The organism is Streptomyces sp. NPDC053673 (assembly GCF_055585225.1).
Genome location: NZ_JBVJKN010000055.1, coordinates 14377 through 39866 on the forward strand (window position 1 = coordinate 14377; position 25490 = coordinate 39866).

Annotated in this window: 27 protein-coding genes; 16 read left to right on the plus strand and 11 right to left on the minus strand. The window is 70.4% G+C overall.

Annotation, left to right across the window (positions count from 1 at the left end):
- Positions 1 to 170: 170 nt before the first annotated feature.
- Positions 171 to 1784 carry a beta-N-acetylhexosaminidase gene (locus ACZ6ZQ_RS36925; protein ID WP_469772910.1) on the minus strand — a complete coding sequence of 538 codons (1614 nt, stop codon included), beginning with the start codon at positions 1782 to 1784 and terminating at the stop codon, positions 171 to 173.
- 251 nt (positions 1785 to 2035) lie between these two features.
- On the opposite strand from ACZ6ZQ_RS36925, the gene ACZ6ZQ_RS36930 reads away from it, so the two are divergent.
- The 6 genes from ACZ6ZQ_RS36930 (at position 2036) to ACZ6ZQ_RS36955 (ending at position 6759) form a co-directional block, all read left to right on the plus strand.
- Positions 2036 to 2602, plus strand: coding sequence for a 2-oxo-4-hydroxy-4-carboxy-5-ureidoimidazoline decarboxylase (locus tag ACZ6ZQ_RS36930; RefSeq protein ID WP_469772911.1), 567 nt, complete (start codon positions 2036 to 2038; stop codon positions 2600 to 2602).
- Between the two features lie 186 nt (positions 2603 to 2788).
- Positions 2789 to 3169, plus strand: a complete 381-nt coding sequence (gene sdhC / locus ACZ6ZQ_RS36935) for a succinate dehydrogenase, cytochrome b556 subunit (protein WP_453665360.1) — start codon at positions 2789 to 2791, stop codon at positions 3167 to 3169.
- An 8-nt stretch (positions 3170 to 3177) separates the two neighbouring features.
- Positions 3178 to 3654: a succinate dehydrogenase hydrophobic membrane anchor subunit gene (locus ACZ6ZQ_RS36940; protein WP_453665361.1), complete on the plus strand. Its 477-nt coding sequence runs from the start codon at positions 3178 to 3180 to the stop codon at positions 3652 to 3654.
- Positions 3655 to 3676: 22 nt separating this feature from the next.
- The gene (sdhA, locus tag ACZ6ZQ_RS36945; RefSeq protein ID WP_469772912.1) at positions 3677 to 5431 is read left to right on the plus strand and encodes a succinate dehydrogenase flavoprotein subunit; all 1755 of its coding nucleotides are present in this window, start codon (positions 3677 to 3679) and stop codon (positions 5429 to 5431) included.
- Complete coding sequence (locus ACZ6ZQ_RS36950) at positions 5431 to 6195, plus strand: succinate dehydrogenase iron-sulfur subunit (protein ID WP_469772913.1); 765 nt, start codon at positions 5431 to 5433, stop codon at positions 6193 to 6195. Before sdhA ends, ACZ6ZQ_RS36950 begins: the two co-directional genes overlap by 1 nt.
- Positions 6196 to 6291: 96 nt before the next feature.
- Positions 6292 to 6759: a hypothetical protein gene (locus ACZ6ZQ_RS36955; RefSeq protein WP_469772914.1), complete on the plus strand. Its 468-nt coding sequence runs from the start codon at positions 6292 to 6294 to the stop codon at positions 6757 to 6759.
- 410 nt (positions 6760 to 7169) lie between these two features.
- Here ACZ6ZQ_RS36955 and ACZ6ZQ_RS36960 read toward each other — a convergent pair whose 3' ends face one another.
- Complete coding sequence (locus tag ACZ6ZQ_RS36960; RefSeq protein ID WP_469772934.1) at positions 7170 to 7604, minus strand: Lrp/AsnC family transcriptional regulator; 435 nt, start codon at positions 7602 to 7604, stop codon at positions 7170 to 7172.
- Between the two features lie 94 nt (positions 7605 to 7698).
- Between ACZ6ZQ_RS36960 and ACZ6ZQ_RS36965 the strand changes: the two genes are divergently transcribed.
- The 4 genes from ACZ6ZQ_RS36965 to ACZ6ZQ_RS36980 all read left to right on the plus strand — a co-directional run bounded on the left by ACZ6ZQ_RS36965 (position 7699) and on the right by ACZ6ZQ_RS36980 (position 10365).
- Positions 7699 to 8628 carry an SMP-30/gluconolactonase/LRE family protein gene (locus ACZ6ZQ_RS36965; RefSeq protein ID WP_469772915.1) on the plus strand — a complete coding sequence of 310 codons (930 nt, stop codon included), beginning with the start codon at positions 7699 to 7701 and terminating at the stop codon, positions 8626 to 8628.
- Positions 8629 to 8740: 112 nt separating this feature from the next.
- Positions 8741 to 9175, plus strand: a complete 435-nt coding sequence (locus tag ACZ6ZQ_RS36970; RefSeq protein WP_469772916.1) for a hypothetical protein — start codon at positions 8741 to 8743, stop codon at positions 9173 to 9175.
- A gap of 6 nt (positions 9176 to 9181) precedes the next feature.
- Positions 9182 to 9580, plus strand: coding sequence for a thiol-disulfide oxidoreductase DCC family protein (locus ACZ6ZQ_RS36975; protein ID WP_469772917.1), 399 nt, complete (start codon positions 9182 to 9184; stop codon positions 9578 to 9580).
- Positions 9581 to 9591: 11 nt separating this feature from the next.
- Positions 9592 to 10365 carry a TetR/AcrR family transcriptional regulator gene (locus ACZ6ZQ_RS36980; protein WP_469772918.1) on the plus strand — a complete coding sequence of 258 codons (774 nt, stop codon included), beginning with the start codon at positions 9592 to 9594 and terminating at the stop codon, positions 10363 to 10365.
- A 7-nt stretch (positions 10366 to 10372) separates the two neighbouring features.
- Here ACZ6ZQ_RS36980 and ACZ6ZQ_RS36985 read toward each other — a convergent pair whose 3' ends face one another.
- From ACZ6ZQ_RS36985 to ACZ6ZQ_RS36995, 3 genes are all read right to left on the minus strand, one after another.
- On the minus strand, positions 10373 to 11923 hold the full coding sequence (locus ACZ6ZQ_RS36985; RefSeq protein ID WP_469772919.1) for an ABC transporter substrate-binding protein: 1551 nt from the start codon (positions 11921 to 11923) through the stop codon (positions 10373 to 10375).
- A gap of 99 nt (positions 11924 to 12022) precedes the next feature.
- A complete protein-coding gene (locus ACZ6ZQ_RS36990; protein ID WP_469772935.1) occupies positions 12023 to 13450 on the minus strand; it encodes a metallophosphoesterase in 1428 nt (475 codons plus the stop codon).
- 62 nt (positions 13451 to 13512) lie between these two features.
- Positions 13513 to 13782, minus strand: a complete 270-nt coding sequence (locus ACZ6ZQ_RS36995; RefSeq protein WP_469772920.1) for an SCO4848 family membrane protein — start codon at positions 13780 to 13782, stop codon at positions 13513 to 13515.
- 160 nt (positions 13783 to 13942) lie between these two features.
- On the opposite strand from ACZ6ZQ_RS36995, the gene ACZ6ZQ_RS37000 reads away from it, so the two are divergent.
- On the plus strand, positions 13943 to 15199 hold the full coding sequence (locus tag ACZ6ZQ_RS37000; protein WP_469772921.1) for a D-alanyl-D-alanine carboxypeptidase family protein: 1257 nt from the start codon (positions 13943 to 13945) through the stop codon (positions 15197 to 15199).
- Between the two features lie 87 nt (positions 15200 to 15286).
- Here the strand turns inward: ACZ6ZQ_RS37000 and ACZ6ZQ_RS37005 are convergent, their stop codons facing one another.
- The 4 genes from ACZ6ZQ_RS37005 to ACZ6ZQ_RS37020 are packed head-to-tail and all read right to left on the minus strand — an operon-like array spanning position 15287 to position 18350.
- The gene (locus ACZ6ZQ_RS37005) at positions 15287 to 16261 is read right to left on the minus strand and encodes a YihY/virulence factor BrkB family protein (protein WP_469772922.1); all 975 of its coding nucleotides are present in this window, start codon (positions 16259 to 16261) and stop codon (positions 15287 to 15289) included.
- Complete coding sequence (locus tag ACZ6ZQ_RS37010) at positions 16249 to 16815, minus strand: GtrA family protein (RefSeq protein ID WP_469772923.1); 567 nt, start codon at positions 16813 to 16815, stop codon at positions 16249 to 16251. Before ACZ6ZQ_RS37010 ends, ACZ6ZQ_RS37005 begins: the two co-directional genes overlap by 13 nt.
- Positions 16816 to 16870: 55 nt before the next feature.
- Positions 16871 to 17830 carry a decaprenyl-phosphate phosphoribosyltransferase gene (locus tag ACZ6ZQ_RS37015; protein ID WP_469772924.1) on the minus strand — a complete coding sequence of 320 codons (960 nt, stop codon included), beginning with the start codon at positions 17828 to 17830 and terminating at the stop codon, positions 16871 to 16873.
- Positions 17823 to 18350 (minus strand): phosphatase PAP2 family protein, encoded by a 528-nt coding sequence (locus ACZ6ZQ_RS37020; protein ID WP_469772925.1) that lies wholly within the window; start codon positions 18348 to 18350, stop codon positions 17823 to 17825. The genes ACZ6ZQ_RS37015 and ACZ6ZQ_RS37020 overlap by 8 nt, the downstream gene beginning before the upstream one ends.
- A gap of 338 nt (positions 18351 to 18688) precedes the next feature.
- Between ACZ6ZQ_RS37020 and ACZ6ZQ_RS37025 the strand changes: the two genes are divergently transcribed.
- Together ACZ6ZQ_RS37025 and ACZ6ZQ_RS37030 are read left to right on the plus strand one after the other, a co-directional pair.
- A complete protein-coding gene (locus ACZ6ZQ_RS37025; protein ID WP_469772926.1) occupies positions 18689 to 20155 on the plus strand; it encodes an FAD-binding oxidoreductase in 1467 nt (488 codons plus the stop codon).
- Between the two features lie 120 nt (positions 20156 to 20275).
- Positions 20276 to 21031, plus strand: coding sequence for a decaprenylphospho-beta-D-erythro-pentofuranosid-2-ulose 2-reductase (locus ACZ6ZQ_RS37030; RefSeq protein WP_469772927.1), 756 nt, complete (start codon positions 20276 to 20278; stop codon positions 21029 to 21031).
- Positions 21032 to 21143: 112 nt separating this feature from the next.
- Here the strand turns inward: ACZ6ZQ_RS37030 and ACZ6ZQ_RS37035 are convergent, their stop codons facing one another.
- Both ACZ6ZQ_RS37035 and trpS read right to left on the minus strand, forming a co-directional pair.
- The gene (locus ACZ6ZQ_RS37035; protein WP_469772928.1) at positions 21144 to 21734 is read right to left on the minus strand and encodes a 2'-5' RNA ligase family protein; all 591 of its coding nucleotides are present in this window, start codon (positions 21732 to 21734) and stop codon (positions 21144 to 21146) included.
- A 167-nt stretch (positions 21735 to 21901) separates the two neighbouring features.
- Positions 21902 to 22915: a tryptophan--tRNA ligase gene (gene trpS, locus ACZ6ZQ_RS37040; RefSeq protein ID WP_469772929.1), complete on the minus strand. Its 1014-nt coding sequence runs from the start codon at positions 22913 to 22915 to the stop codon at positions 21902 to 21904.
- A gap of 74 nt (positions 22916 to 22989) precedes the next feature.
- On the opposite strand from trpS, the gene ACZ6ZQ_RS37045 reads away from it, so the two are divergent.
- The 3 genes from ACZ6ZQ_RS37045 (at position 22990) to ACZ6ZQ_RS37055 (ending at position 25400) form a co-directional block, all read left to right on the plus strand.
- The gene (locus ACZ6ZQ_RS37045) at positions 22990 to 23604 is read left to right on the plus strand and encodes an RNA polymerase sigma factor (protein ID WP_469772930.1); all 615 of its coding nucleotides are present in this window, start codon (positions 22990 to 22992) and stop codon (positions 23602 to 23604) included.
- Positions 23597 to 24472 (plus strand): hypothetical protein, encoded by an 876-nt coding sequence (locus ACZ6ZQ_RS37050; protein ID WP_469772931.1) that lies wholly within the window; start codon positions 23597 to 23599, stop codon positions 24470 to 24472. Before ACZ6ZQ_RS37045 ends, ACZ6ZQ_RS37050 begins: the two co-directional genes overlap by 8 nt.
- A 220-nt stretch (positions 24473 to 24692) precedes the next feature.
- Complete coding sequence (locus ACZ6ZQ_RS37055; protein ID WP_469772932.1) at positions 24693 to 25400, plus strand: hypothetical protein; 708 nt, start codon at positions 24693 to 24695, stop codon at positions 25398 to 25400.
- Positions 25401 to 25490: the final 90 nt, after the last annotated feature.

The following is a 25490-nucleotide window of genomic DNA, read 5'->3' on the forward strand; positions in this document are numbered from 1 at the left end:
GCCGACGGGAGAGCGCAGCACGGGAAACGGCCGACAACGGCACGGCCGGTGCGGCCGGCGGCGGTGCGGTGTTGCCCGCCGCCACGGCACAACCGTCGCAGAGGCCGTCACCCGTGGTGGCCTGATGGATCCGGCAATGCGAGCAGAGCATGAAGAGAGTGCGGGCGGGCTCAGCCAAGCTTGTTCGCCAATGCGTTGAACTCCGCCCACGAAAGCGCCGGCTGCCCCGGCGTCCACAGCTTCTGGGAGACCGCCCGCAGGGGCATGCGGATGCCCGCCGCCACCTGGTCCTGGGTCTGGGCCCGGGAGAGGTCGCTCCAGACGGCGAGGCGGCCGCCGAGGATCTGACGGGAGTAGCGCTCCGGGACGGGTGTCGTGCCGCGCAGGACGAGCGGGGTCCACTGCTCGTAGATACGGCGGCCGGTGGGGTAAGTGAACTGGTTGGGCTCGCCGAGCACGTAGTAGAGGTACTCGTCGTTGAGGTTGACCACCGGGCGGCCCTCCGCCAGATACTCCTGCGGCGGCCGCGCCCCGATCTCCTTGCCGGTCCAGTACTCGACCTCGATGCCCTTGTCCGCGGACTTCACGCCACCGGAGAAGAAGCCGTCGTTCCATGCCTTGGGCTGTTTCTGCGCGGCGCGCACCACCGCGGCGCGGTCGTTGAGCCAGCCGGTCGCGAGGTCCTGGACACCGGCGTTCGGGCCGTACTTCTGCACGGCCGCCTGGGCGAGCTGGGGGTAGGAGGCCGCCGGGTTCCGCACGGTCAGCGCCTGGTACTCGTCGGCGCCGACATGGAACCAGGCTCCGGGGAAGAGCGCCGAGTACTCGCGCAGCAGATCGTCGACGATCTTCGCGGACTCGGGCTTGGAGATGTCGATGGCGCCCTGCCGGGGCACGCCGTTGACGTTGCGCAGCTGGAGCTGCGGGTGGGCCTTCATGACGGCGCCCAGGTGGCCCGGCGAGTCGATCTCGGGCACGACAGTGATGTGGAGACTCTGCGCGAGGGCGATGATCCTGCGCACCTCGGCCTTGCTGAGGTGCTCGGCGGAGACCACCTCGGGATGTGAGTCGGAGGCGATCCGGAAGCCCTGGTCGTCGGAGAAGTGCAGCCCGAGCTGGTTGAGCTTGAGGTCGGCCATCTCACGCAGCCGGGCCTCGATCCAGCCCGAGGTGTAGTGCTTGCGCGCGATGTCGACGTTCAGCCCGCGCTGGGGCCGGTCGGGACGGTCGCGTACGACGCCTTCGGGCATCGTGCCGCCGGAGCGGAGGGCCTGCTTCAGGGTTCGGGTGCCGTAGAAGACGCCGGCCTCGTCGGGGCCGGTGATCCTCACACGGTTGTCACGGGTGGTGAGGGTGTACGACTCGGGCGCGCCCTGCCCCGCCGTGCCGAGCGACAGCTCGACGTCACCGGCGTTGACCGGGCCGCTGTTGCGGAATCCGGTCTTCAGCTCCTGGGAGAGCAGCCGGCCCTCGTCGGCGAGCGCCTCGCTGCCCTTGGCGACGACGACCGCGCTGCCCGGCCCCGGCCGCCAGCCCGGCCCGCGCGCGGGCTCGTGTTCACGTACGGACGGAATGGTGAGGGGCGCGGTGGAGAGCGGATACGTCTTCGTGGGCGAGGGTGCCGGCGTGGGCGACGTGGCCGCCGGTGCGGGCGTCGGCGCCTGTGCGCCACCGGGCTCGGCGCCCGCGGAACCGCCGTTCGAGCAGGACACCACCGCCGACAGGGCCGCGGCCGCTACGACGGCCGAGCCCACGCGCCGTGCGCCCAGGGATTGCCACTTCACCGGATCAGCCTCTCTTCCTACTGAAATATGACGAACGAAGGTGAATCGGGTAATTTCAGTCAGGCCTGTCTACCATGCGTGCCGAACCTCTCCCGTCCGGGTGAAATTCCGGTATCCGTCGGACAGCTCGCGCCGCGCATCGATAGCGTTGCAGCTCAACCACCCCATCACCCCCAGTCGCCCCGGAGCCCACGCTGCCCAGCGAACCGCCCACCGGCCTCCCGCAGCGACCGCCGACACTCCGCCCCGCCGTGCACATCCCGGCTCCCGCCGGGCCCGCCGACCCGGCCGCCCCCCGAACCGTGCGGCCGCGCATGCCCGGTCTGGAGCGCTTCAACACCGTCCCGGCCGCCGCCGCCACAGCCGCCCTGCTCACCTGCTGCGGCAGCGGCCGCTGGGCGCAGCGGATCGTCACCCACCGGCCCTACCCCGATCTGGCCGCTCTGCTCGCCGCCGCCGACGAGGCCAGCTACGACCTCTCCGCGGCCGACCTGGACGAAGCCCTCGCCGACGAATCCTCCTCCGGGCTGCACCCCACCGCGCCACCGGCCGCACACACCGCGCTGCGCGCCGCCCACGCCGCGTACGAGGCGAGCTTCGGCCACGCCTTCGTGATCTGCCTGGACGGCGTCCGGGCCGACGAGCAGCCCGACCAGGTGCTGGCCGGGATCCGCTCCCGGCTCGGCAACGATCCGGACGAGGAGCGGGCGATCGCCGCCGACCAGCTGCGTCGCCTCGCCCGTGCCCGACTGGCACATGTAGTGGCCAACCATCCGGAACCGAGTAGTTTCGGACCGGCCGGACGGCCGCACCGATAGCCCGTCCGTGCCTGTTTGATTGCCGGTTTGATCACACCAGCGGACCCCGCGCGAGGGAACCGACATCTCGTCGCTACGATGGCCGGGGCCGGTGGACCGTACCCGGCCGGGCCAGACCGACAGAGCTGTCACTTTTGGTAGAAGACTGGCGGCCGGCTCCAATCCCCGCTCCCGGAGGGTTTTTCCGTGCCGGCTGGAACGCTGTACCGCGGCCGGGAAGGTATGTGGTCCTGGGTGGCTCATCGAGTCACCGGCGTCCTCATCTTCTTCTTCCTGTTCGTACACGTGCTGGACACCGCTCTCGTCCGTGTCTCCCCCGAGGCCTATGACGATGTCGTCGCGACGTACAAGACGCCGATCGTCGCGCTGCTGGAGTACGGCCTCGTGGCCGCCATTCTCTTCCACGCGCTGAACGGCCTTCGTGTCATCGCCGTGGACTTCTGGTCCAAGGGCCCGCGCTACCAGAAGCAGATGCTCTGGACCGTGATGGGCATCTGGGTCGTACTGATGGCGGGCGCCCTTTACCCGGTGCTCGGCCACGCCGCACGCGAGTGGTTCGGGAGCTGAGGACCGACATGTCTACTGAGACACCTTCCGCGATCGGCGCCGTCGAGGGCACGGGCCTGTACGACGTCGACAACCCCGCCCCGGTCATCGAGGCCCCACGCAAGCGCACCGGCAAGACCCCGAAGTCGACCCGCGGCAACTTCGAGATGGCCGCGTGGCTCTTCATGCGCCTGTCCGGTGTCGTGCTGGTCGTCCTGGTCATCGGCCACCTGCTGATCCAGCTCGTGCTGGACGGCGGCGTGTCCAAGATCGGCTTCGCGTTCGTCGCGGGCCGCTGGGCCAACCCGTTCTGGCAGGTCTGGGACCTGCTGATGCTGTGGCTGGCGATGCTGCACGGCGCGAACGGTCTGCGTACGGTCATCAACGACTACGCGGAGCGGCCGAACACGCGCCTGTGGCTCAAGGGCCTGCTGTACACCGCCACGGTGTTCACCATCCTTCTGGGCACGCTGGTGATCTTCACCTTCGACCCGAACATCCGCTAGGCACGGGGCTGAGGTTCCACTCATGAAGATTCACAAGTACGACACCGTCATCGTCGGCGCGGGCGGCGCCGGCATGCGCGCCGCCATCGAGGCGACGAAGCGCAGCCGCACCGCCGTGCTGACGAAGCTCTACCCCACCCGCTCCCACACGGGCGCCGCGCAGGGCGGCATGGCCGCCGCGCTGGCCAACGTGGAGGAGGACAACTGGGAGTGGCACACCTTCGACACGGTCAAGGGCGGTGACTACCTGGTCGACCAGGACGCCGCCGAGATCCTGGCGAAGGAGGCCATCGACGCCGTCCTCGACCTGGAGAAGATGGGCCTGCCGTTCAACCGGACCCCGGACGGCACCATCGACCAGCGCCGCTTCGGCGGCCACAGCCGCAACCACGGCGAGGCCCCGGTCCGCCGGTCCTGCTACGCCGCGGACCGCACCGGCCACATGATCCTCCAGACGCTGTACCAGAACTGCGTCAAGGAGGGCGTGGAGTTCTTCAACGAGTTCTACGTCCTCGACCAGCTGATCACCGAGGTCGACGGCGTCAAGAAGTCGGCGGGCGTGGTCGCGTACGAGCTGGCCACCGGCGAGATCCACGTCTTCCAGGCGAAGGCGGTCATCTACGCCTCCGGCGGCACCGGCAAGTTCTTCAAGGTGACGTCGAACGCGCACACCCTGACCGGTGACGGCCAGGCCGCCTGCTACCGGCGCGGTCTGCCGCTGGAGGACATGGAGTTCTTCCAGTTCCACCCGACGGGCATCTGGCGCATGGGCATCCTGCTGACGGAGGGCGCCCGCGGTGAGGGCGGCATCCTCCGCAACAAGGACGGCGAGCGCTTCATGGAGAAGTACGCGCCCGTCATGAAGGACCTCGCCTCGCGTGACGTCGTCTCACGCTCCATCTACACGGAGATCCGCGAGGGCCGCGGCTGCGGTCCCGAGGGCGACCACGTGTACCTGGACCTGACCCACCTGCCGCCGGAGCAGCTGGACGCCAAGCTCCCGGACATCACGGAGTTCGCGCGTACATACCTCGGCATCGAGCCCTACACGGACCCGATCCCGATCCAGCCGACCGCGCACTACGCGATGGGCGGCATCCCCACGAACGTCGAGGGTGAGGTCCTCAGCGACAACACCACCGTCGTTCCGGGTCTGTACGCCGCCGGTGAGGTCGCGTGTGTGTCGGTGCACGGCGCCAACCGCCTGGGCACCAACTCGCTGCTCGACATCAACGTCTTCGGCCGCCGCGCCGGTATCGCCGCCGCCGAGTACTCGGCGAAGGCCGACTACGTCGAGCTGCCCGAGAACCCGGCTTCCCTCGTGCAGGAGCAGGTCGAGCGCCTGCGCAACTCCACCGGCACGGAGCGGGTCGCCGTGCTCCGCAAGGAGCTGCAGGAGACGATGGACGCGAACGTGATGGTGTTCCGTACGGAGCAGACCATCAAGACGGCGGTCGAGAAGATCGCCGAGCTGCGCGAGCGCTACCGGAACGTGTCCATCCAGGACAAGGGCAAGCGGTTCAACACGGACCTGCTGGAGGCCATCGAGCTGGGCAACCTGCTCGACCTGGCCGAGGTCATGGCCGTCTCGGCGCTGGCCCGCAAGGAGTCCCGCGGCGGTCACTACCGCGAGGACTTCCCGAACCGCGACGACGTCAACTTCATGCGCCACACCATGGCGTACCGCGAGGTCGGCGCCGACGGCTCCGAGACCGTCCGTCTCGACTACAAGCCCGTCGTCCAGACCCGCTACCAGCCGATGGAGCGTAAGTACTGATGGCAACCCCCGTACTCGAGAAGTCCGACGCGATCCCGGCGAGCCCCGCGTCCCCGTACATCACGGTCACGTTCCGGATCCGCCGCTTCAACCCCGAGGTCTCGGACGAGGCCCAGTGGCAGGACTTCCAGATCGAGATCGACCCGAAGGAGCGTGTGCTCGACGGTCTCCACAAGATCAAGTGGGACGTCGACGGCACGCTGACCTTCCGGCGCTCCTGCGCACACGGCATCTGCGGCTCCGACGCGATGCGGATCAACGGCAAGAACAGGCTCGCCTGCAAGACGCTGATCAAGGACATCAACCCGGAGAAGCCCATCACGATCGAGGCCATCAAGGGCCTCACGGTCCTCAAGGACCTGGTCGTGGACATGGAGCCGTTCTTCCAGGCGTACCGGGACGTCATGCCGTTCCTGGTCACCACCGGCAACGAGCCGACGCGCGAGCGGCGGCAGTCGGCGGAGGACCGCGAGCGGTTCGACGACACCACCAAGTGCATCCTGTGCGCCGCGTGCACGTCGTCCTGCCCGGTGTTCTGGAACGACGGGCAGTACTTCGGCCCGGCGGCGATCGTCAACGCGCACCGCTTCATCTTCGACTCGCGTGACGAGGCCGGCGAGCAGCGGCTGGAGATCCTCAACGACAAGGACGGCGTGTGGCGTTGCCGCACGACGTTCAACTGCACGGACGCCTGCCCGCGTGGCATCGAGGTCACGAAGGCGATCCAGGAGGTCAAGCGGGCGCTGATCACGCGCCGCTTCTGATCGAAGGGTCAGACATCACGTCAGGGGCCCGTTTCTGTACGCTGCGTGCAGGAACGGGCCTTTGTCGTGTGGTGTTCCGATCGAGAGCGGGGATAGATGAGCGAGCCGAACCCGAACCCCTATATGGACAGCGGTGACTACCAGTGGGGACCGACGCAGCCGCCGGGCGGCCCGGGCTACGGCTATCCGCAGGCACCGCTCGTCCCGATGGGCGGGACGGCGGCGCCGCTGATGTCGATCGGTGACATCACCGTCCTCCAGGATTCGATCGTGACTCCGGCCGGCACGCTGCCGCTCAAGGGCGCGGTGTGGTCCGTCACGGACATGTCCCGCACCGAGGAGAAGATCCCGACGGTCGGGATCGTGCTCGCGGTCGTCTTCGCGGTCTTCTGCCTGCTGGGCCTGTTCTTCCTCCTGATGAAGGAGAAGACGACCACGGGCTATGTCCAGGTGACGGTCACCAGCGGTGGCCGCTTCCATTCGACGATGATCCCGGCGACCGGCCCCGAAACCTTGCACTGGGTCATGGGGCAGATCAACTACGCGCGGACGCTGAGCATCTAGGCCGTGTTCCAGAACTAGCGCCGTCCGCCCGTAGGGCGGGGCTCGCGGCGTCCGGTGCGTGCAATCGCAAGGCGGCCGGAAGTCCTTGTAGCGGAGCTACCAGGGCTTTTGGCCAACGCAGCGAGGGTGCGTGCCGGGCGGCGCGACAGGGCAAAGCTTGCCGGGAGGGGCACTAGCGACGGGGGCCCGGGGGGACGGCCCCGCTCCCGTCCCATGCCGTGAGCGTGGGGAACCGCACTGACAACGCCGGGCCGCGATGCCGCTGGGTTGCACGCTCGCGCCGGTGGCCGCGTCCGCGTGGGGACCGGAAGTCCCGCTGACCGCAGTCGCGTTCGCGGTCGGCGGCGCGTGCCTGGCGACCGCGGCGGTCCCCGGGGGCGACGCTTCCGGGCACGGCCCGACGAGAACGTCTACGGCGCCGGCGGGCGCTCGAAGAAGGTCTCCAGCGAGACCGTCGCCTGAGTACCGGACACGCCCTCGATCGCGTACAGCCGCCGCAGGACGTCCTGAAGCTGCTCCGTGGTGGCCGTACGCACCTTCACCAGCACCGACGCGGTGCCCGCGATGACATGGGCCTCCTCGATCTCGGGTATCGCGGCGAACGCCTCGGCCGAATCGCCCATCCACGCCGTCGACTCGACCATGACGAAGGCCAGCACGCCGAGTCCGAGCGCCGCCGGGTCGACGTCGACGGTCGTACGGCGGATGACTCCGCGCTCGCGCAACTTGCGGACCCGCTCATGGGCGGCGCCGGCCGAGAGGCCGACCGCCTTGCCGAGGGCGGCGTACGCCTTTCCCGCGTCGTGCTGCAGGAGGGTGATCAGGGCTCGGTCCACGTTGTCCACGTTGTCCACAGGTGCCATACCGCAACCATATCCGGTTCTGTCATACTGAGATCATTCCGAACAGCGTTCAGTTGATGAAGGGCAAGGGTGGACGATGTCTGGTGAGATCGTTGACGACCTGTACGAGATCCTGGACGAGCGCTTCCGTACCGGACGGTGTACCAACGGCGACAGCCGACTGGAGCGGCTGCACGGGGACTGCCGCTGGGCCGAAGGGCCGGTCTATCTGCCGGCCTGGCGCCAGCTGATCTGGAGCGACATCCCCAATGACCGCATGCTGCGCTGGGACGAGCCGACCGGCACCATCGGCGTCTTCCGCTCCCCGGCCGGCCACAGCAACGGCAACACGGTGGACCGCGAGGGCCGGCTGATCAGCTGCGAGCAGGGCAACCGCCGCGTCACCCGCACCGAGCACGACGGCTCGGTCACGGTGCTGGCCGACCGCTTCGAGGGCAAGCGGTTCAACTCGCCGAACGACGCGGTGGTGCGGTCCGACGGCTCCGTCTGGTTCTCCGACCCGGACTTCGGCATCACGAGCGACTACGAAGGACACCGCGCCGAGAGCGAGATCGGCGCATGCAACGTCTACCGGGCCGATCCGGCGACGGGCGAGGTCCGGCTGGCGGCGGACGGCTTCCAGGGGCCCAACGGACTGGTGTTCTCCCTGGACGAGCGGCAGTTGTACGTATCGGACAGCCGCGCCAGGCAGATCAGGGTCTTCGCCGTACGCGACGACGGCACACTGACCGACGGCAAGGTGTTCGCGGAGGCTCCCCGCAGCAGCTTCGACAACATCCGGTTCGACGACGAGGGCCGACTGTGGGCGGCGGCGCTCCACGACGGAGTGCACTGCTACAACCCGGACGGCACGCTGATCGGACGCCTGCTCGTCCCGGAGCCGGTCTCGAACCTCACCTTCGGCGGCCCGAAGAACAACCGGCTGTTCATCACGGCCACGACATCCCTGTACTCACTGGTGATGTCGGTGACAGGGACGCAGCGGGTGCGGCGGGACCGGCACTGACCGCGAGGCCTCAGGCCCTTCAGCCCCCTCCCTCAATCGACTTGAACACGTTCAAGAAGAGGTCTACAGTCCATGACAAGACCTTTTGAACGCGTTCAAGGGAGGGTGGGGAATGGACCTCACTGTTGTCGCGTACGTCGTCTACCTGCTGATCAGCGTGGCGCTCACCGTCTGGGTGGCCCGTACGCTCAGCCGGAACGGACGGATCTTCCTCGCCGATGTCCTGCACGGGAACGAGAAGCTCGCCGAGGCCGTCAACCACCTCCTGGTGGTCGGCTTCTACCTCGTCAACTTCGGCTTCGTCGCTCTCTACCTCAGCCAGGACGACGCCGTCGCCGACGCCCGCCGGCTGTTTGAGGCGCTCTCGGTGAAGCTCGGTGTCGTCCTGCTCGTCCTCGGGGTGATGCACCTCGGCAACGTCTACGTCCTCAACAAGATCCGCCGGCGCGGCATGATGGAGCGCGAGCAGACCCCGCCGGTCCCGCCGCAGGGCTGGACCGGACCGGCCGGCAAGAATCCCTGGGCGACCCCCGCCGCGGGTGCGTGAGCGGACATGGGCATTCCGGTGCAGCGGCTGACCGTGCTGTACGACGCGCAGTGCTCGCTCTGCGTCCATCTGCGCCACTGGCTGCTGCGGCAGCGGCAGCTCGTCCCGCTGGACCTGGTCCCGGCGGCATCGGACGAGGCAAGGCGCCGCTTCCCCGCCCTCGATCACGAGAGCACCCTGCGGGAGATCACGGTGGTCGGGGACCGGGGCCAGGTGTACCGGTCCACCGCCGCCTGGATCGTCTGCCTGTGGGCACTGGCCGAGCACCGGCCCAAGGCCCACTGGCTCAGCACCCCCGCAGGCGCGCCGTTCGCCAAGGTGACCGTGCTCGCCGCCGCCAAGTACCGGGAGGCGACGGCCCCGTCCTGCGAAGGGCGGTGCGAGGTTCCGGGCCCGCCCGGTTAGGCTCGGTCACCGTGAACGACGTGAAGGACGAGAAGCCAGACCGGTCTGAGAAGCCGGACCGGTCCGCGAAGCCGGCCAAGAGCGAGCAGACCCGCACGCTCATCCTCGAAACCGCGCTCCGGCTCTTCCAGGAGCGCGGTTACGACAAGACGACGATGCGGGCCATCGCCCAGGAGGCAGGTGTCTCCGTCGGCAACGCGTACTACTACTTCTCCTCCAAGGAACACCTGGTCCAGGGTTTCTACGACCGGATCGCCGAGCAGCACCGGGCGGCGGTCGCGGAGATCCTGGACGGCGACGAGAAGGACCTCACGGCACGGATCCGCGGGGTCCTTCTCGGCTGGCTCGACATCGCCGAGCCGTATCACGAGTTCGCGGCCCAGTTCTTCAAGAACGCGGCCGATCCGGACAGTCCGCTCAGCCCGTTCTCGCCGGAGTCCGAGGGTCCTCGTGACGCGGCGATCGAGGTCCACCGCCGGGTGCTCGCCGGGGCGTCCGTCAAGATCGACCCCGAACTGGCCGAGGCGCTCCCCCAGTTGCTCTGGCTGCAGCAGATGGGCCTGGTGCTGTTCTGGGTGTACGACCGCTCCGAGGGGTGCGCCAACAGCCGCCGCCTCGTCGAGCGGCTCGCGCCGGTCACCGCCCGCGCGATCTCGCTCTCCCGGTTCCGGATCCTGCGGCCCCTCGTCAAGGAAACCCACGAGCTGCTGAGGGACTTCATGCCGACGGCGGCGAGCATGGCGACGTCGGGCAAGCCCAAGCGCGCGCCGAACCGCAAGGACTGAACCGCTCTCAGAGCCGGCCCAGCTCCCACAGCCGCCAGATGCCGGTGCCATCGGACAGATACTGCGAGCCCGTGATGTCCTCGGTGCTCAGCACGTAGTCCTTCTGCTGCCACAGCGGTACGAGCGGAGCGTCTTCGGCCACCGCCTTCTGGATCGACCTGAAGTCGCTCGCGGCGCGGGCCCGGTCGCTGTACTGCTGTGTGGACTGGATCAGCCGGTCGACACGGGTGCTCCGGTAGCCCGTGTGCAGACTGGAGTCGCGACCGACGAGCGGCTGGACGAAGTTGTCGGGATCCGGGAAGTCCGGCAGCCAGTTGAGGGTGTACGCGTCGTAGTCCCCTGCCGCGTACCCCTTCTGGAAGGTCTGCCATTCCGCGTCGGTCACCTTCACCTTGAACAGGCCGGTGCGCTCCAACTGCCGGCGCAGCTCGGCCGCCTCGTTCGCCGCGGCGCTGCCCTCCCTGTGGGCGAGGGTGAAGCGCACCGGGATCTGGACACCGGCCTCCTCCAGCAGTTCCTCGGCGCCCTTCGGGTCGGGTTTCGGGTTCACGTCGAAGTACGAGGTGCTGTGCCCGCTGATGCCCTGCGGGATCAGGGAGTAGAGCGGCTCGACGGTGGCCTGGTAGACCGACGTCGCCAGCGCGGAGCGGTCGATGACCGCGGCGACCGCCTGCCGCACCGGCTGCTTCGCGAACGGAGCTCCCTCGTGGACGTTGAAGACGAGGTTGCGGATCTCGGAGCTGTCGGCCTCGTCGATGCGTACCTCTTCCTCGCTGCTGCCGAGGCCCGCGATCACGGAGGGCGGCAGCTGACGGTGCGTGACGTCGACGCTCTTGTCCTTCCAGGCCGTCGCGAGCTGCTCGGACGCCTCGAAGTAGCGGATGACGACGGGGCCGCCCCGCTTGGTGACGGCACCCTTGTAGGCGGGGTTGGGCTCCAGGGTGGCGCTGACGCCGGGACGGTAGTCCGTGAGGACGTACGGACCGGAGCCGTCGACTGCGCTGCCCTTGCGGAGCGAGTCCGCCGGGTACGCGGAGCGGTCGACGATCGAACCGGCGCCCGTCGCGACCTTCTGCGGGAAGGTCGCGTCCCGGGAGCCGAGATTGAAGATGACGGTCCGGCCTGCGGCCGTGACGGACTTGAGCGTCGCGAAGAGCGGCTGCGGGCCGACGTCCGCCTTGATCCGCAGCATCCGGTCGAAGGAGTACTTGACGTCCTCGGCGGTGATCTTGCGGCCGCTGGCGAAGGTGAGGTCGGAGCGGAGCTCGCAGCGGTAGGTCTGGAGGTTCAGCCCGGTGAAGGCGCAGCTCTCGGCGGCGTCCGGGACCGGAGTGGCCGAGCCGGGTGGGAAGGTCAGCAGGGACTGGAAGAGGTTGCTGTACAGCGCCCAGGAGCCGGCGTCGTACGCACCCGCCGGGTCGAGTGACGTGACGGCGTCCGTCGTGCCGACGGTGACGGTCTCGCGTAAGTCGTCGGACGGGAGCAGTTTCCAGGCGCCTAAACCGGCAGCCAGCAGTACCAGGCACGTCACGAGAATCCGCAGCCGGATCGAAGGCATCGCCCGTGTTCCCTTCACGCCCACCCCTGATCGTGATGGTGCTCAGCCAATCACACTGGGTTAACGGACGGAGGGGAATTCCCTTACGTCACAGGGAACTCAGGCGTGACGGGAGGCGAGTTCGACGACGGTGATGTCGGAGGGCGCGCCGACGCGTACGGGCGGGCCCCAGGCACCGGCGCCGCGCGACACGTAGAGCTGCGTGTCGCCGTACTGTTCCAGCCCGGCGACGGTCGGATTGGCCAGTTCGGCCAGGTAGTTGCCGGGCCAGAGCTGGCCGCCGTGGGTGTGTCCGGACAACTGGAGGTCCACGCCGTGGCGTACGGCGTCGTGGATGACGACCGGCTGATGGGCGAGCAGCACCGCGGCGCGGGTGCGGTCGCGGTCGCCGAGCGCCCGGACGAAGTCGGGCCCCTGGCCCTCGCTCTCGCCGGCGACGTCGTCGACCCCGGCGAGGTCGAACCCGGCGATCTCGACGCGGTCGTTGCGGAGGGGAGTGAGGCCGAGTTCGCGTACGTGGTCGACCCAGGCGTCGGCGCCCGAGAAGTACTCGTGGTTCCCGGTGACGAAGAAGGACCCGTGCCGTGCCCGCAGCTGGGCGAGCGGCTCGGCGGCCCGGCCGAGGTCGGCGACGCTGCCGTCGACGAGGTCGCCGACGACGGCGACGAGGTCGGGCTGGGTGGCGTTGACGGCGTCCACGATCCGCTGGGTGTGCGCACGGCCGAGGACAGGGCCGATATGGATGTCGCTCACGACGGCGATCCGGTAGCCGTGCGCCCCGCGCGCCAGCTTCGCGAGCGGAACGGTGACCCGCTTCACACTCGGCCCGCGCAGCACTCCGTACGTCCCGTACCCGACGGTGCCCACCGCCGCCGCGGCCGCGGCGCCACCGACGACCCGCGCGACGAACAGCCGCCGAGACATGTCGCGCCCCGCGGCAGCGCGGTCCGCGGCCTGCGCGGGCTCCACGTCGGGCCGGCCGTCGGGGCCGGCCTCCGCAGCCGCGTCGGGCCCGGCGTCCGTGACATCGGCCACGGCCGTGTCGGCAACGGCCGTGCCGACAGCACCACGCGAGGCATCCGCGTCCGCGCCGCCGTCGGCCACCACGCCGCCGTCGACCGCCGCGGCTCCACCGCGCGGCGCGCTCACCACGCCGGTGTTCCCGGCGGCACCTGCCGTGACGGCGCCCGGCGAACCCGCTGTCCCACCCTGCGCTGAGCGGGCGTCAGCCCGGCGGCTGAGGGCGCGGCGCAGGAGGGGGCGGGCCACCTCGCCCACAAGGAGGGCGAGCGTCAGGTAGAGGAGCGTGGCGAGCCAGAGGTAGCCCGGCCAGGCCAGGGTCTGCTGGAGCCAGAAGGGGGCGCCGGCGCGGCCGGAGGTGAGGGCGCCGACGGAGAGCAGGGGCAGCACGATCACCGCCACCGTGCCCGCGCGGCGGGCGGCGCCGCCGCTCGCCGTCGTGTCGCGGACGAGACGCCGCCAGACGTACCAGTGGACGCCGCCCAGCAGGGCGAGCACCGCGACCATCACCAGCAGGACGAGCAGCACGGCAGCCGTTCCCCTCACGCTTGTCGCCTATCGCCTATCGCCTATCGCTTGTCCGCGTCCGCGTCCGCGTCGCGTTCGCGCCGCAATGCGCGTACGCCACGCAACCCGATCACTCCGACCACCGTCCCCAGGAGAAAGGACGTGATGGCGAGCAGCAGATGGACCCAGAAGTACGCCGTGGGTTCCCCCGCGTCGTCGAAAGCGAGCCCGCTGCTGTCCTTCCACAGGTTCTTGACGAAAGAGATCCAGATGAACCAGCTCCACACCCCGAACGCGAGCAGGAACCAGGACACGGGGCGGCTGAGCTTCATGGACTCAGTATCACCGTCGTCCTGCGCGCAGGTGTGGCGGGGTCCGGCAGCCGCGCCCCAGGGGCGGGCCGGGTCCCGCGATGGGCTGTCCCGGCGGTACTCGCGGCGGGTCACCCCGCCGGTGTCAGCATCCGCGTCAACTCCATGTACGTTCTCGTCCGTGTCTGCTTTGAAGAAGACCGCATTGACGGTCGCCGCCGCCACGTTGTTGCCCGCACTCACCGCCGTGCCCGCGACCGCGGCCGCCAAGGCCGACAAGCAGGACGACAAGGCCCCGAAGCCACCGGCGGTCATGTCCACGGTCGGCGGCACTCAGCTCGGCAAGCCGGGCACCCAGGTCAATCTCGCGCCCGGCGCGCCCGTCCTTCCGAAGGACGTGACGGGCCGGTCCTGGATCGTCGCGGACGCGGAGAGCGGTGAGGTGCTCGCCGCGCACAACGCGCACTGGCAGCTGCCTCCCGCCTCCACTCTGAAGATGCTCTTCGCGGACACCGTGCTGCCCAAGCTGCCCAAGGACGGGGAGCACAAGGTCTCGAACCGCGACCTGGCCGGTGTCGGTGAGGGCAGCAGCCTCGTCGGGGTCAAGGAGCACCACACGTACTCCGTCCACGATCTGTGGCTCGGGGTGTTCCTCCGTTCGGGGAACGACGCCGTCCATGTGCTGGCGGAGATGAACGGCGGTGTCGAGAAGACCGTCGAGGACATGCAGGAGCACGCGGACGAGCTGCAGGCCCTCGACACGCATGTCGTCACGCCGGACGGTTACGACGAGTCGGGCCAGGTGTCGAGCGCCTACGACCTGACGCTGTTCGCCCGCAGCGGGCTGCAGAAGGAGGACTTCCGGGAGTACTGCTCGACCGTCCGCGCCAAATTCCCCGGCGAGAAGAAGCCGGGCAAGAAGCGCGAGACCTTCGAGATCCAGAACACCAACCGGCTCCTCACCGGCGAGTCGGGCATCACCCCGTACCAGGGCATCGCGGGCGTCAAGAACGGCAACACCACGCACGCGGGCGCCACCTTCACCGGTGTCGCGGAGCGGGACGGCAAGGTGCTGCTCGTCACCGTCATGAACCCGTCCTCGGAAGAGCCCCAGGCGGTCTACAAGGAAACCGCACGCCTCTTCGACTGGGGTTTCGCGGCGGCCGGGAAGGTGGAACCGGTCGGCGAGCTGGTCCCGCCGAAGTCCGCGCGTTCGGGCCCGCCCAGCGACTCCTCGCCGGGGTCGACCGGCGAGGACGGGAAGAAGAACCGGCCGGGACCGGCCAAGGCCTCCGCCACGGCGGACCGTGGTTCGAGCGGCGTCGGTGTCGCGCTCGCCGTGACCGGCGGCGTGCTCGTGCTGCTCGCCGGGGCTGCGTTCCTGGTCAACCGGCGCTGGCCGCTGCCGGATCTGGTCCGTCGCCTTCCGCGCCGCTAGTGCCGCGACCGGCAATGTTTGCCCGTCGAGGAGCGTCGTCCGGTGCGTGCCATCGCAAGGCGGCCGGAAGTCCTTGTAGCGGAGCTATCAGGGCTTTTGGCCAACGCAGCGAGGGTGCGTGCCGGGCGGCGCGAAAGGGCAAAGCTTGCCGGGAGAGGCACTAGGGCGGGTCGGGGCGTCCTCCCCGCCCCCAGCGGCCTCGTCGGGGGTGGGGCTCCGGCCCGTCGCCGTCCACGCCGCGCAGTACAGGAGCAGCTTCGCGGTGAAGTTGATCCACAGCAGCAGCGCGACCGGTACGCCGAACGCGCCGTACATCGAGTTCGCCGCAACTCCCGAGATATAGCCGCTGAGCAGCAGCTTCAGCAGCTCGAAGCCGACTGCTCCGAGCACCGCCGCGACGATCAGCCGGCCGCGCGGCGGCTGCACGCCGGGCAGCAGCGTCAGGACGTACAGAAGCATCAGGAAGTCGGCGAGGGCCGCGACGGCGAGGGCGGCGATCTGGAGCAGGACGCCGCCCGCCCCGTCGCGGTCGATGCCGAGCCGGTCCGCGCTCCAGCCGACGGCGCTCGAGCCGAGGGCCGAGGCGGCGAACGAAGCCAGGCCGACCGCACCCAGCCCGAGCAGGACGACCGCGTCCTTGCCCTTGCGTACGAACAGGTTGCCCTCGTCCTGGTCGTCGAGGCCCCAGACGACGCGCAGGCACTCCCGCATCGAGCCGATCCAGCCGATCCCGGTGAGCAGCAGCAGCGCACCGGCGATCAGGCCGACCGTGCCCGCGTTGTCCACGAGTGCGCCGAGGTTGAGCTGTTCCGAGATGCCGGGCACCTGTTCGGCGAGCTTGTCCTCGATCTCCTTGAGCCGGTCCTTGCTGAGCAGCGCGGCACCGATCGCCGCGGCGACCGTGATCAGCGGGAAGAGCGCGAGAAAGCTGATGAAGGTGATCGCGGCCGCGAGCCGGGTCCAGCGCGCCTCCTCGAGCGTTTCGTACGAGCGCCAGGCGTGGGTCCGCATCAGCCGCTGCACGAGCGGGCCGATGACGGGGAGTCGGGTCAGCCAGTCCATGGCGTACGCCTGCCCTCCCGCGGAGGGCCTGATCCGAACACCAGGGTTCTCGTCCCCCAGAAGCGCAGGCAGGTGGCGAGGGCCATACCGACACCGAGCCCGGAGACGGTGTCCGCGCGGGGCGAGGTGAAGCCGAGTCCGTAGTGGGAGGCGGCGAGGCAGAGCAGCTGCACGAGGGCGCCGGCCGCGTTGACGCCGAAGAAGACGGCGTACTCCCGCCAAGCGACGCGGCGTGCGGCGTGTCCTCCGCCGTACCGTCCGGCGTGTCCTCCGCCGTACCGTCCGGCGTGTCCTCCGCCGTACCGTCCGGCGTGTCCTCCGCCGTACCGTCCGACGTGTCGTCCGCCGTACGTCCCCAGGGCGTTGCCGAGATAGGCGACGGTGCACCCGGCGACGAAGGAGAGTGCTTTCGCGGGGAGTGGTTCCCAGCCGGCCGGGCCGCGCAGCGCGAGGAAGAGGGCGAGGTCGGCGGCGTACGCACAGAGTCCGACCAGGGCGAACGACAGCAGTTCCGTCGCCCGCGCGACCAGAGGCCCGCGCACCTGTCCGCTCATGGGCCCGGTCACCGGCCGGTCACCGGCCCGCTCACGGGTCCGCTCATGGGTCCGCTCACAGGTCCGCGACCGCCATGGCGTAGATCCCGAGCCAGACGAGTCCGATGACGGCGAGCGGGCGGTCGCGGAGGACCACGTCCTCGGGGGCTCCGGCGGCGCCACGATCGGCGAACACCGCGTACCGCATCACCGCGAGGATGAACGCGACCATCGAGAGCTGACGCCAGGGCAGCAGCGAGCCGTTGGCGGTGCCGCCGCTCTCCAGCGCCCACAGGCAGTAGCCGAGGACCGCGACCCCGGCCGCCAACTGCCAGACGAAGCGGAGATATCCGGTGGTGTACGAGGTGAGCAGTGCCCGGGTCGCGCCGTCCGAGCCCGCCATCTCCACGGCTTCCGAGTACCGCTTGGCGGCCACCATGAAGAGCGCGCCGAAGCCGGTGGTGATCAGGAACCAGCGGGACAGCGGGATGGACAGTGCCACACCTCCGATCATCGCGCGCATCAGGAATCCGGTGGTGACGATCGCCAGATCGACGACGAGGACATGCTTGAGGCGGACGCAGTAGGCGAGCTGCATCACGACGTACCCGGTCAACAGCGCGGCGGTCATCGCGTTGCAGAGGACCACCGCGGCGGCGATCGCGGCGGCCCCGAGAACCGCCCCGACCGCGTAGGCGACCGGTACGGGCACCTGCCCGGCGGCCACCGGGCGCGTGCACTTCACCGGATGGGCCCGGTCGGCCTCGGCGTCGAGAGCGTCGTTGATCAGGTACACGGCGGAGGCGGCTGCCGTGAACAGGGTGAAGACGACTGCCAGTTGGAAGGCCGTGTGCCGGGAGAACAGCTCTCCGGCCGCCGCCGGGGCCGCCGCGACCAGCACGTTCTTGATCCACTGGCGTGGCCGTACCGTTCTGATCAGCCCGACGGGCAGACTCAACGGCCTGATCCTGACGGACGTGGGCCCCTCGGGCCGGCGCCCCGGCTGGTCCAGCAGTGCGGTGCTGCGCTCAGACACGGGTGCCCCCGGCACCGAGGCGCAGGCCCGAGGCGGCGCTGCTCGTCGCGCGGCCCCGGCTCGGGAACGGGGGCCGGACCGGGGCTCGGCCCGGGGCCCGGAGCAGCGCGGAGCCGGCGTTCTGCCCGGCCCCCAGCCACGCGGCGCCCAGCCCTGCCGTGAGGCCCCCGAGGAGGGCGCCCGCGGCCACGTCGGTCGGGTAGTGGACCCCGACGACCAGCCGGGACACGCACATCGCGGCGGCCAGCGGCGGCACCAGCATGCGACCGGCCGGGCTCAGTGCTCCGAAGGCGACGGCGGCGGCGGCCGCGGAGGTGGCGTGCGAGCTGGGGAAGGAGTGCCGGCTCGCGGTGCGTACGAGCGGTTCGTACAACGGCGGTTCGGGGCGCGGCCGGCGAACCACCTGTTTGACGCCCATGCTCGCGATATGGGCCGCACCGATCAGCGCGGTGCCGCGCAGCCAGCCGCTGCGCCGCTCCGGGTCGGCCGCCGCGCAGAGGAGGCCCGCGGCGATCCACACCGCGGCATGCTCTCCGCTGTGCGACAGCGCGCGGGCCGCCGCGGCAACCCGCGGTTCCCTTCCGCAGTCCCGCATCGCGGCCAGCAGTCGGCGATCGACGCCTGAGCATGCCGACCATCCAGACCGGCCCGACCAGCCGGACCGGAGCGCCCTGTCCGAGCGGTCCGCCCTGTCGGCCTTTCGCATCTGCCACCCCTTTCCATGGATCAGGAGTGACTCTTCTCAACACAAGGTCGACATTTGTGGCCATCTTTAATGACACTCCTTTAATCACCCGTTCCGGCGAGTCCATGAGCATTAGGGGCGAACCACCCATAGAGGGCGATAGCGTCGCACGCATGTCTGCCGACTCCTCCGCCGTCCCCGGCTCCGTCCAAGCGCCGGGCGCGCCCGGCGTGCCCTCGTACCCGGTGGAGGGCGGGCCCTCGTCCCTCGTGCCCGAGCAGCCCGCCGGGGACGACGGCCTGCCGGTCGCGGTGACCGGCTGGGGCCGTACCGCCCCCACGACCGCCCTGCTCGTACGCCCGCGTACGTACGAGGAGGCCGCGGCGGCGGTACGCGGCTGCGGGGCACGCGGCACCATCGCGCGCGGCCTCGGCCGGGCGTACGGGGACGCGGCGCAGAACGCGGGCGGCGCGGTCCTCGACATGACCGGCCTCGACCGGATCCGCACCATCGACGCCGAGCGGGGCGTCGTGGTGTGCGACGCGGGAGTCAGCCTGCACCGGCTGATGGAGGTGCTGCTGCCGCTCGGCTGGTTCGTGCCGGTCACGCCCGGGACCCGCTACGTGACGGTCGGCGGCGCCATCGGCGCCGACATCCACGGCAAGAACCACCATGTCTCGGGCTCGTTCTCCCGCCATGTCCTCTCCCTGGAGCTGCTCACGGCCGACGGCGAGCTGCGTACGGTGATCCCCGGCACCGACCTCTTCGACGCGACGGCGGGCGGCATGGGCCTGACCGGAGTGATCCTCTCCGCCACGCTGCAACTCCACCGCGTCGAGACGTCACTGATGTCCGTCGACACCGAACGGGCCGCCGACCTGGACGACTTGATGGCCCGGCTCACCACCGGCGACCACCGCTACCGCTACTCGGTCGCGTGGATCGACCTCCTCGCACGGGGCGCGGCGACGGGCCGCTCGGTGCTCACCCGCGGGGAGCACGCGCCCCTCGACGCGCTCCCGCCGCGCGCGCTGCGCCGGCCTCTTGAGTTCCGCCCGGGCCGCTTCCCCGCCGCCCCCCGCTTCGTACCGGAAAGGCTGCTCGGCCACACGTCCGTCGCCCTCTTCAACGAGCTCTGGTACCGCAGGGCCCCTCGCGCACGCAGGGGCGAGCTGCAGAGGATCTCCGCGTTCTTCCATCCGCTCGACGGGGTCCCGCACTGGAACCGGATCTACGGGCGCAGCGGCTTCGTCCAGTACCAGTTCGTGCTCGGGTACGGCCAGGAGGAGGCGCTGCGCCGGATCGTGCGGCGCATCGCGAGCCACCGCTGCCCGGCGTTTCTCGCCGTGCTGAAGCGGTTCGGCGAGGGCGTCCCGGGCTGGCTGTCGTTCCCCATGGCCGGCTGGACGCTGGCCCTGGACATCCCGGCCCGGCTGCCGGGACTCGGCGCCTTCCTGGACCAGCTGGACGAGGACGTGGCGGGGGCCGGCGGACGGGTCTACCTGGCCAAGGACGCGCGGCTGCGGCCCGAGCTGCTGGCCGCGATGTACCCCGGGCTCGACCGCTTCCGGGCGCTGCGCGCCGAACTGGACCCGCGCGGAGTGTTCATGTCGGACCTGTCCCGCCGACTCTCGCTGTGACCCGCGCAGTGACCCCTGTTGTGACCCCCGTTGTGACCCCGCAGTCGCCTGTGACCGCCGGGCCGGCCACGACCTCCGGGACGGGCCGGCCACGACCTTTGAGATGAAGGAGCGCGCACCGTGAAGGACGCCTTCGGCACCCCCCAGTCCCTGCTCGTCCTCGGCGGTACGTCGGAGATCGGCCTGGCCACCGCGCGCCGGCTGGTGGCCCGCCGTACCCGCAAGGTCTGGCTGGCCGCCCGCCCCTCCCCCGCCCTGGACGCGGCCGCCGACAGTCTCCGGGAACTGGGCGCGGACGTACGTACGGTCTCCTTCGACGCGCTCGACCCCACCGAGCACGAGGAGACCCTCGGCAAGATCTTCACGGAGGGCGACATCGACATGGTGCTGCTCGCCTTCGGCGTCCTCGGCGACCAGGCGCACGACGAGGCCCGGCCGCTCTCGGCGGTCCGGGTCGCCCAGACCAACTACACCGGAGCCGTCTCCTCCGGGCTGGTCTGCGCGGGCGCCCTGCAGGCCCAGGGCCACGGCTCGCTCGTCGTGCTGTCGTCGGTCGCGGGCGAGCGGGCCCGGCGCGCCAACTTCATCTACGGGTCGTCGAAGGCGGGCCTCGACGCGTTCGCCCAGGGCCTGGGCGATGCCCTGCACGGCACGGGCGTGCACGTCATGGTGGTCAGGCCCGGGTTCGTACGGTCGAAGATGACGGCAGGGCTGGCGGAGGCGCCGCTGGCCACGACGCCCGAGGCGGTCGCCGAGGCGATCGAGCGCGGCCTGCGGCGGCGCTCGGAGACGGTGTGGGTGCCGGGGGCGCTGCGGGTGGTGATGTCGGCGTTGCGGCACGTGCCGCGGCCGCTGTTCCGCCGCCTCCCGGTGTGAGAGGGCGCCTCTGGAGTGACGGGCCCCCTGCGGGTGCGGCGACGGCGCCTCCCGGGCCGAGCGGACGCCTCCCGGGCCGAGCGGGCGCCTCCCGGTGCGGGAGGCGTCGGCGTCAGCGGGGAGTCGCGGCCGGTTCGTCCACCGGGGCGCCCTGCGCCGGAACGTTGGGCAGGCTCTGGCTGCCCCCGAACGCGTATTCCTGGAGCTTGCGCCACACCCCGTCCGCGCCCTGCTCGTACAGCGCGAACGACGTGCAGGTCCACCGCGCCTCGTACCCGGCCAGCTCCTCGTACGCCCGGTCCATCGCCTCCTCGGCAATGGCGTGCGCGACCGTCACATGCGGGTGGTACGGGAACTGCAGCTCCCGCACGAGCGGCCCCGACGCGTCCCGCACGTGCTGCTGGAGCTGCGTGCAGGCGGAAGCACCCTCGACGACCTTGACGAAGACGACCGGCGACAGCGGGCGGAAGGTGCCGGTGCCGGACAGCCGCATCGGGAACGGCCGGACCGTCGCCGCGACCCGCACGAGGTGCGCCTCGACCGCCGGCAGGGCGGACGCGTCGGCCTCGGTGGGCGGGAGGAGGGTGACATGCGTGGGGATGCCGTGCGCGGCGGGATCCCCGAAGCCCGCGCGCTGCTCCTGGAGCAGGCTGCCATAGGGCTCCGGGACCGCGATCGAAACGCCGAGCGTTACGGTCCCCACGTCGTTCTCCTATCGGGTGTCCGGGTTTTCGATGTTTTTGACGTTTTGACGTTTTGACGTTTTGGTGTTTTCGATGCTCTGCGCAGCCGCCAGTGTGACGGCTGCGGCAGTGGTCCCGCCAGGGTCCTCGGACTCGGTGCCCGCCAGGATCCTTGGACTCGTCGGCCTCAGTGCTTGGCGGGCAGGAAGCCCATCCGGTCGTAGGTCTGGGCGAGGGTCTCGGCGGCGACCGCGCGGGCCTTCTCCGCACCCTTGGCCAGGATGGAGTCCAGGGTCTCCGTGTCGCCCAAGTATTCCTGGGTACGGGCCCGGAACGGAGTGACGAACTCCACCATCACCTCGGCAAGGTCGGTCTTGAGCGCACCGTAGCCCTTGCCCTCGTACTTCTGCTCCAGATCCGCGATTCCCGTACCGGTGAGGGTGGAGTAGATGGTCAGCAGGTTGCTGACGCCGGGCTTCTGGGCCGGGTCGAAGCGGATGACCGTGTCCGTGTCGGTGACCGCGCTCTTGACCTTCTTCGCGGTCGTCTTCGGCTCGTCGAGCAGATTGATCAGGCCCTTGGGGGTGGACGCCGACTTGCTCATCTTGATGCCCGGGTCCTGCAGGTCGTAGATCTTCGCCGTCTCCTTGAGGATGTACGGCGCTGGGAGCGTGAACGTCTCGCCGAAGCGGCCGTTGAAGCGCTCCGCGAGGTCGCGGGTGAGCTCGATGTGCTGGCGCTGGTCCTCGCCGACCGGGACCTGGTCGGCCTGGTACAGCAGGATGTCGGCGACCTGGAGGATCGGGTACGTGAAGAGGCCGACGGTGGCCCGGTCCGCGCCCTGCTTGGCGGACTTGTCCTTGAACTGGGTCATCCGGGACGCCTCGCCGAAGCCGGTGAGACAATTCATGACCCAGCCGAGCTGGGCGTGCTCGGGGACATGGCTCTGGACGAACAGGGTGCAGCGCTCGGGGTCGAGGCCCGCGGCGAGCAGCTGGGCGGCGGCGAGCCGGGTGTTGGCCCGCAACTCGGCCGGGTCCTGCGGAACGGTGATCGCGTGAAGGTCCACGACCATGTAAAAGGCGTCGTGGGTCTCCTGGAGCGCGACCCACTGGCGGACCGCTCCGAGGTAGTTGCCGAGGTGGAACGAACCTGCGGTGGGCTGGATTCCGGAGAGCACACGAGGACTGTCAGAGGCCATGTCCAGCATTCTCTCAGGTACCGCCGACCGGACGGGAACCGATCGCCGGTGTGCGGTGTATCAAGAGTGTGGGAATGCGGGAGGGGACCCTGGAGGGGGGCCGCACTCTGACCGTCGTCGACGAGGCAGCGGTGATCGCGCGCGTGCGTTCCGGGGAGCCCGAGGCGTACGCGGAGCTGGTGCGCGCGTATACGCAGGTGGCGCTGCGCGCCGCTGTGGCCTGCGGTGCCGGAGCCGACGCGGAGGACGTGGTGCAGTCCGCCTTTTTCAAGGCGTATCAGTCACTGGGCCGGTTCCGGGAGGGTTCGGCGTTCCGGCCGTGGCTGCTGCGGATCGTCGTCAATGAGACGAGGAACACAGTGCGGTCGGCGGTGCGGATGCGGGAGCTCGCGGGGCGCGAGGCAATGCTGCTGGGCCCCGCCGAGCCGCTGATACCGGACACGGCGGACCCGGCGGCCGCGGCGGTGGCGGAGGAGCGCCGCGGGCTGCTGCTCGCCGCGCTGGACGCGCTGGGCGAGGAGCAGCGGCAGGTCGTGATCCACCGCTATCTGCTGGAGCTGGACGAGACGGAGACGGCTCAGGCGCTGGGCTGGCCGCGCGGCACGGTCAAATCCCGGTTGAACCGCGCGCTGCGGAAGCTGGAGCGGCTGCTGCCGGACGGCCCCGGAGGGGGTGACGGTCATGGATGAGCGGGAGCTGCCGGACGGGATTCGGGGCGAGCTGCGGGACGGGCTCGGGGACGAGCTGCGGGAGCTGGGCCGGCGCCTGCCGGTCCCGGACGTCGACGGGGAGTCGATGGCCGAGCGTGTGCTGGCCCGGATAGTGGCGGACTCGGTGCCGGTGCCCGTGCCCGTACCTGTCCGTGGGCGAGCGGTCTCGTGGATCTCCTGGATCTCGAGGAACTCGTGGCTCCCGAGGAACTCGCGGATCTCGTGGATCTCGTGGATTCGGCGCCACCGGCGGGCGCTCACCGTCGCGCTGTCGGGCGCGCTGGTGGTGCTGGTGCTCACTCCCCCGGTGCGAGCCGCAGTCGCGGACTGGTTCGGATTCGGCGGCATCGAGGTGCGCTACGACCCGTCGGCGACACCCTCGCCGGGCGCGAAGGTGCCGCCGTGCCGCGCCCCGGTGGCCCCGGCCGAGGCCGCGCGGCGGGCCGGCTTCGCGGCACGGGTGCCGGCGGCACTGGGCGAGCCGGACGCGGTGTCGGTGAGCGTGGTGCCCGGCGGCCGGAGGGCGATCAGCCTCTGCTGGTACGAGCCGTCGGGGACGGTCCGGCTCGATGAGTTCCCGGCACGTCTGGACCTCGGCTTCACCAAGCAGGTCCGGGTCCATCCGGAGGGGGTGGGGCTGTCCGGCGGGCGGTTCGGGGTGTGGTTCGCCGAACCGCACGTGCTGCGGTTCCCGCTGACCGACGGGACCGGGCAGCAGTGGACCGAGGCGCGGCGGACGGCGGGGCCGACGCTGCTGTGGATGTCCGCCGACGAGCGGACGACGCTGCGGCTGGAGGGCGTGGCGGACGTCGCCCGTGGCCGGGAGATCGCCGAGTCCACGCCGTGAGGACCAGCAGGGATCTCCCCGACCGGTCTCGGTGACCGGCGTCCGGAAGCGGTCGGCAAACGGATGGAAAGCCGCCGGAAAGCAGACGGAAAGCGGACGGAAAGCCGCCGGAAACTGGTCGCCGTGGAGTGGGAACCCGGAGGGCTCGGGCGGTGTACCAGAAGTGACGCCGACGCGGTGCGGACGGTCCGGACCGGTCATGGCGTCGGCAGGGGGAAGCATGCGACTGCTACGACGACTTGCCGCGCTGGTGACGCTGCTCGCCATGAGTCTGGCCGCGGCCCTGTTCCTCGCACCGGGTGCGCTGGCCGGGGGGCCGACGAGTGTGCTGATCTCCTCCCCGGAGAGCGGGGAGACGGCGGGGCTCTACTACTCGAATGCGGAGTACGACCGGCTGTCCGCGCTGCTGGGCTCCGGCTCCTCGGGCGAGACGAACCGGCCGCCGACCCTGGACGAGATGACGGGAATACGTCAGATCAATGTGACGTGGATGCTCCACGACATCACTCCCTGGCGGGTGGACCGCGTCTATCCGTCGGACGACGGGGGCACGGTCTGGATCCACACGGCGTCCAATATTCCGGAGTCGCACGACGGCCTGTGGCACAAGGCGGCCAAGCCGGCCGAGCTGACGGCCCTGCTGAAGCAGCTCGGGGTGATGGGCAAGAAGAGCACCGAGCGGGGTGGGCCGGGCATCTCCCCGCGGTCGTCCTGGGAGACCGGCGGGGCGGCGGACCAGCCCGGCCGGGCAGCCGCGCCGGCGGCTGACCCCACCGACTGGTGGTGGGCGATACCGGGCTTCGTCGCTGGTGCGGCGCTGGGGCTGGCACTGCGGCCGCTCGCGGCCCGCCTCCTGACGCGCCCGCTGCTCGGCGGATGTGCCACAGAGCGGGACACCGGGCCCCGCCAGCAGCTCCTGGACCTCTAGGTGTTCTGTCCTGGGAGGTTGTGGACGGTGACAGGGGTCACGGCTGATCGATCTTGAAATGGGTGAGGGCCTTCTGGCCTGGTGTGGATT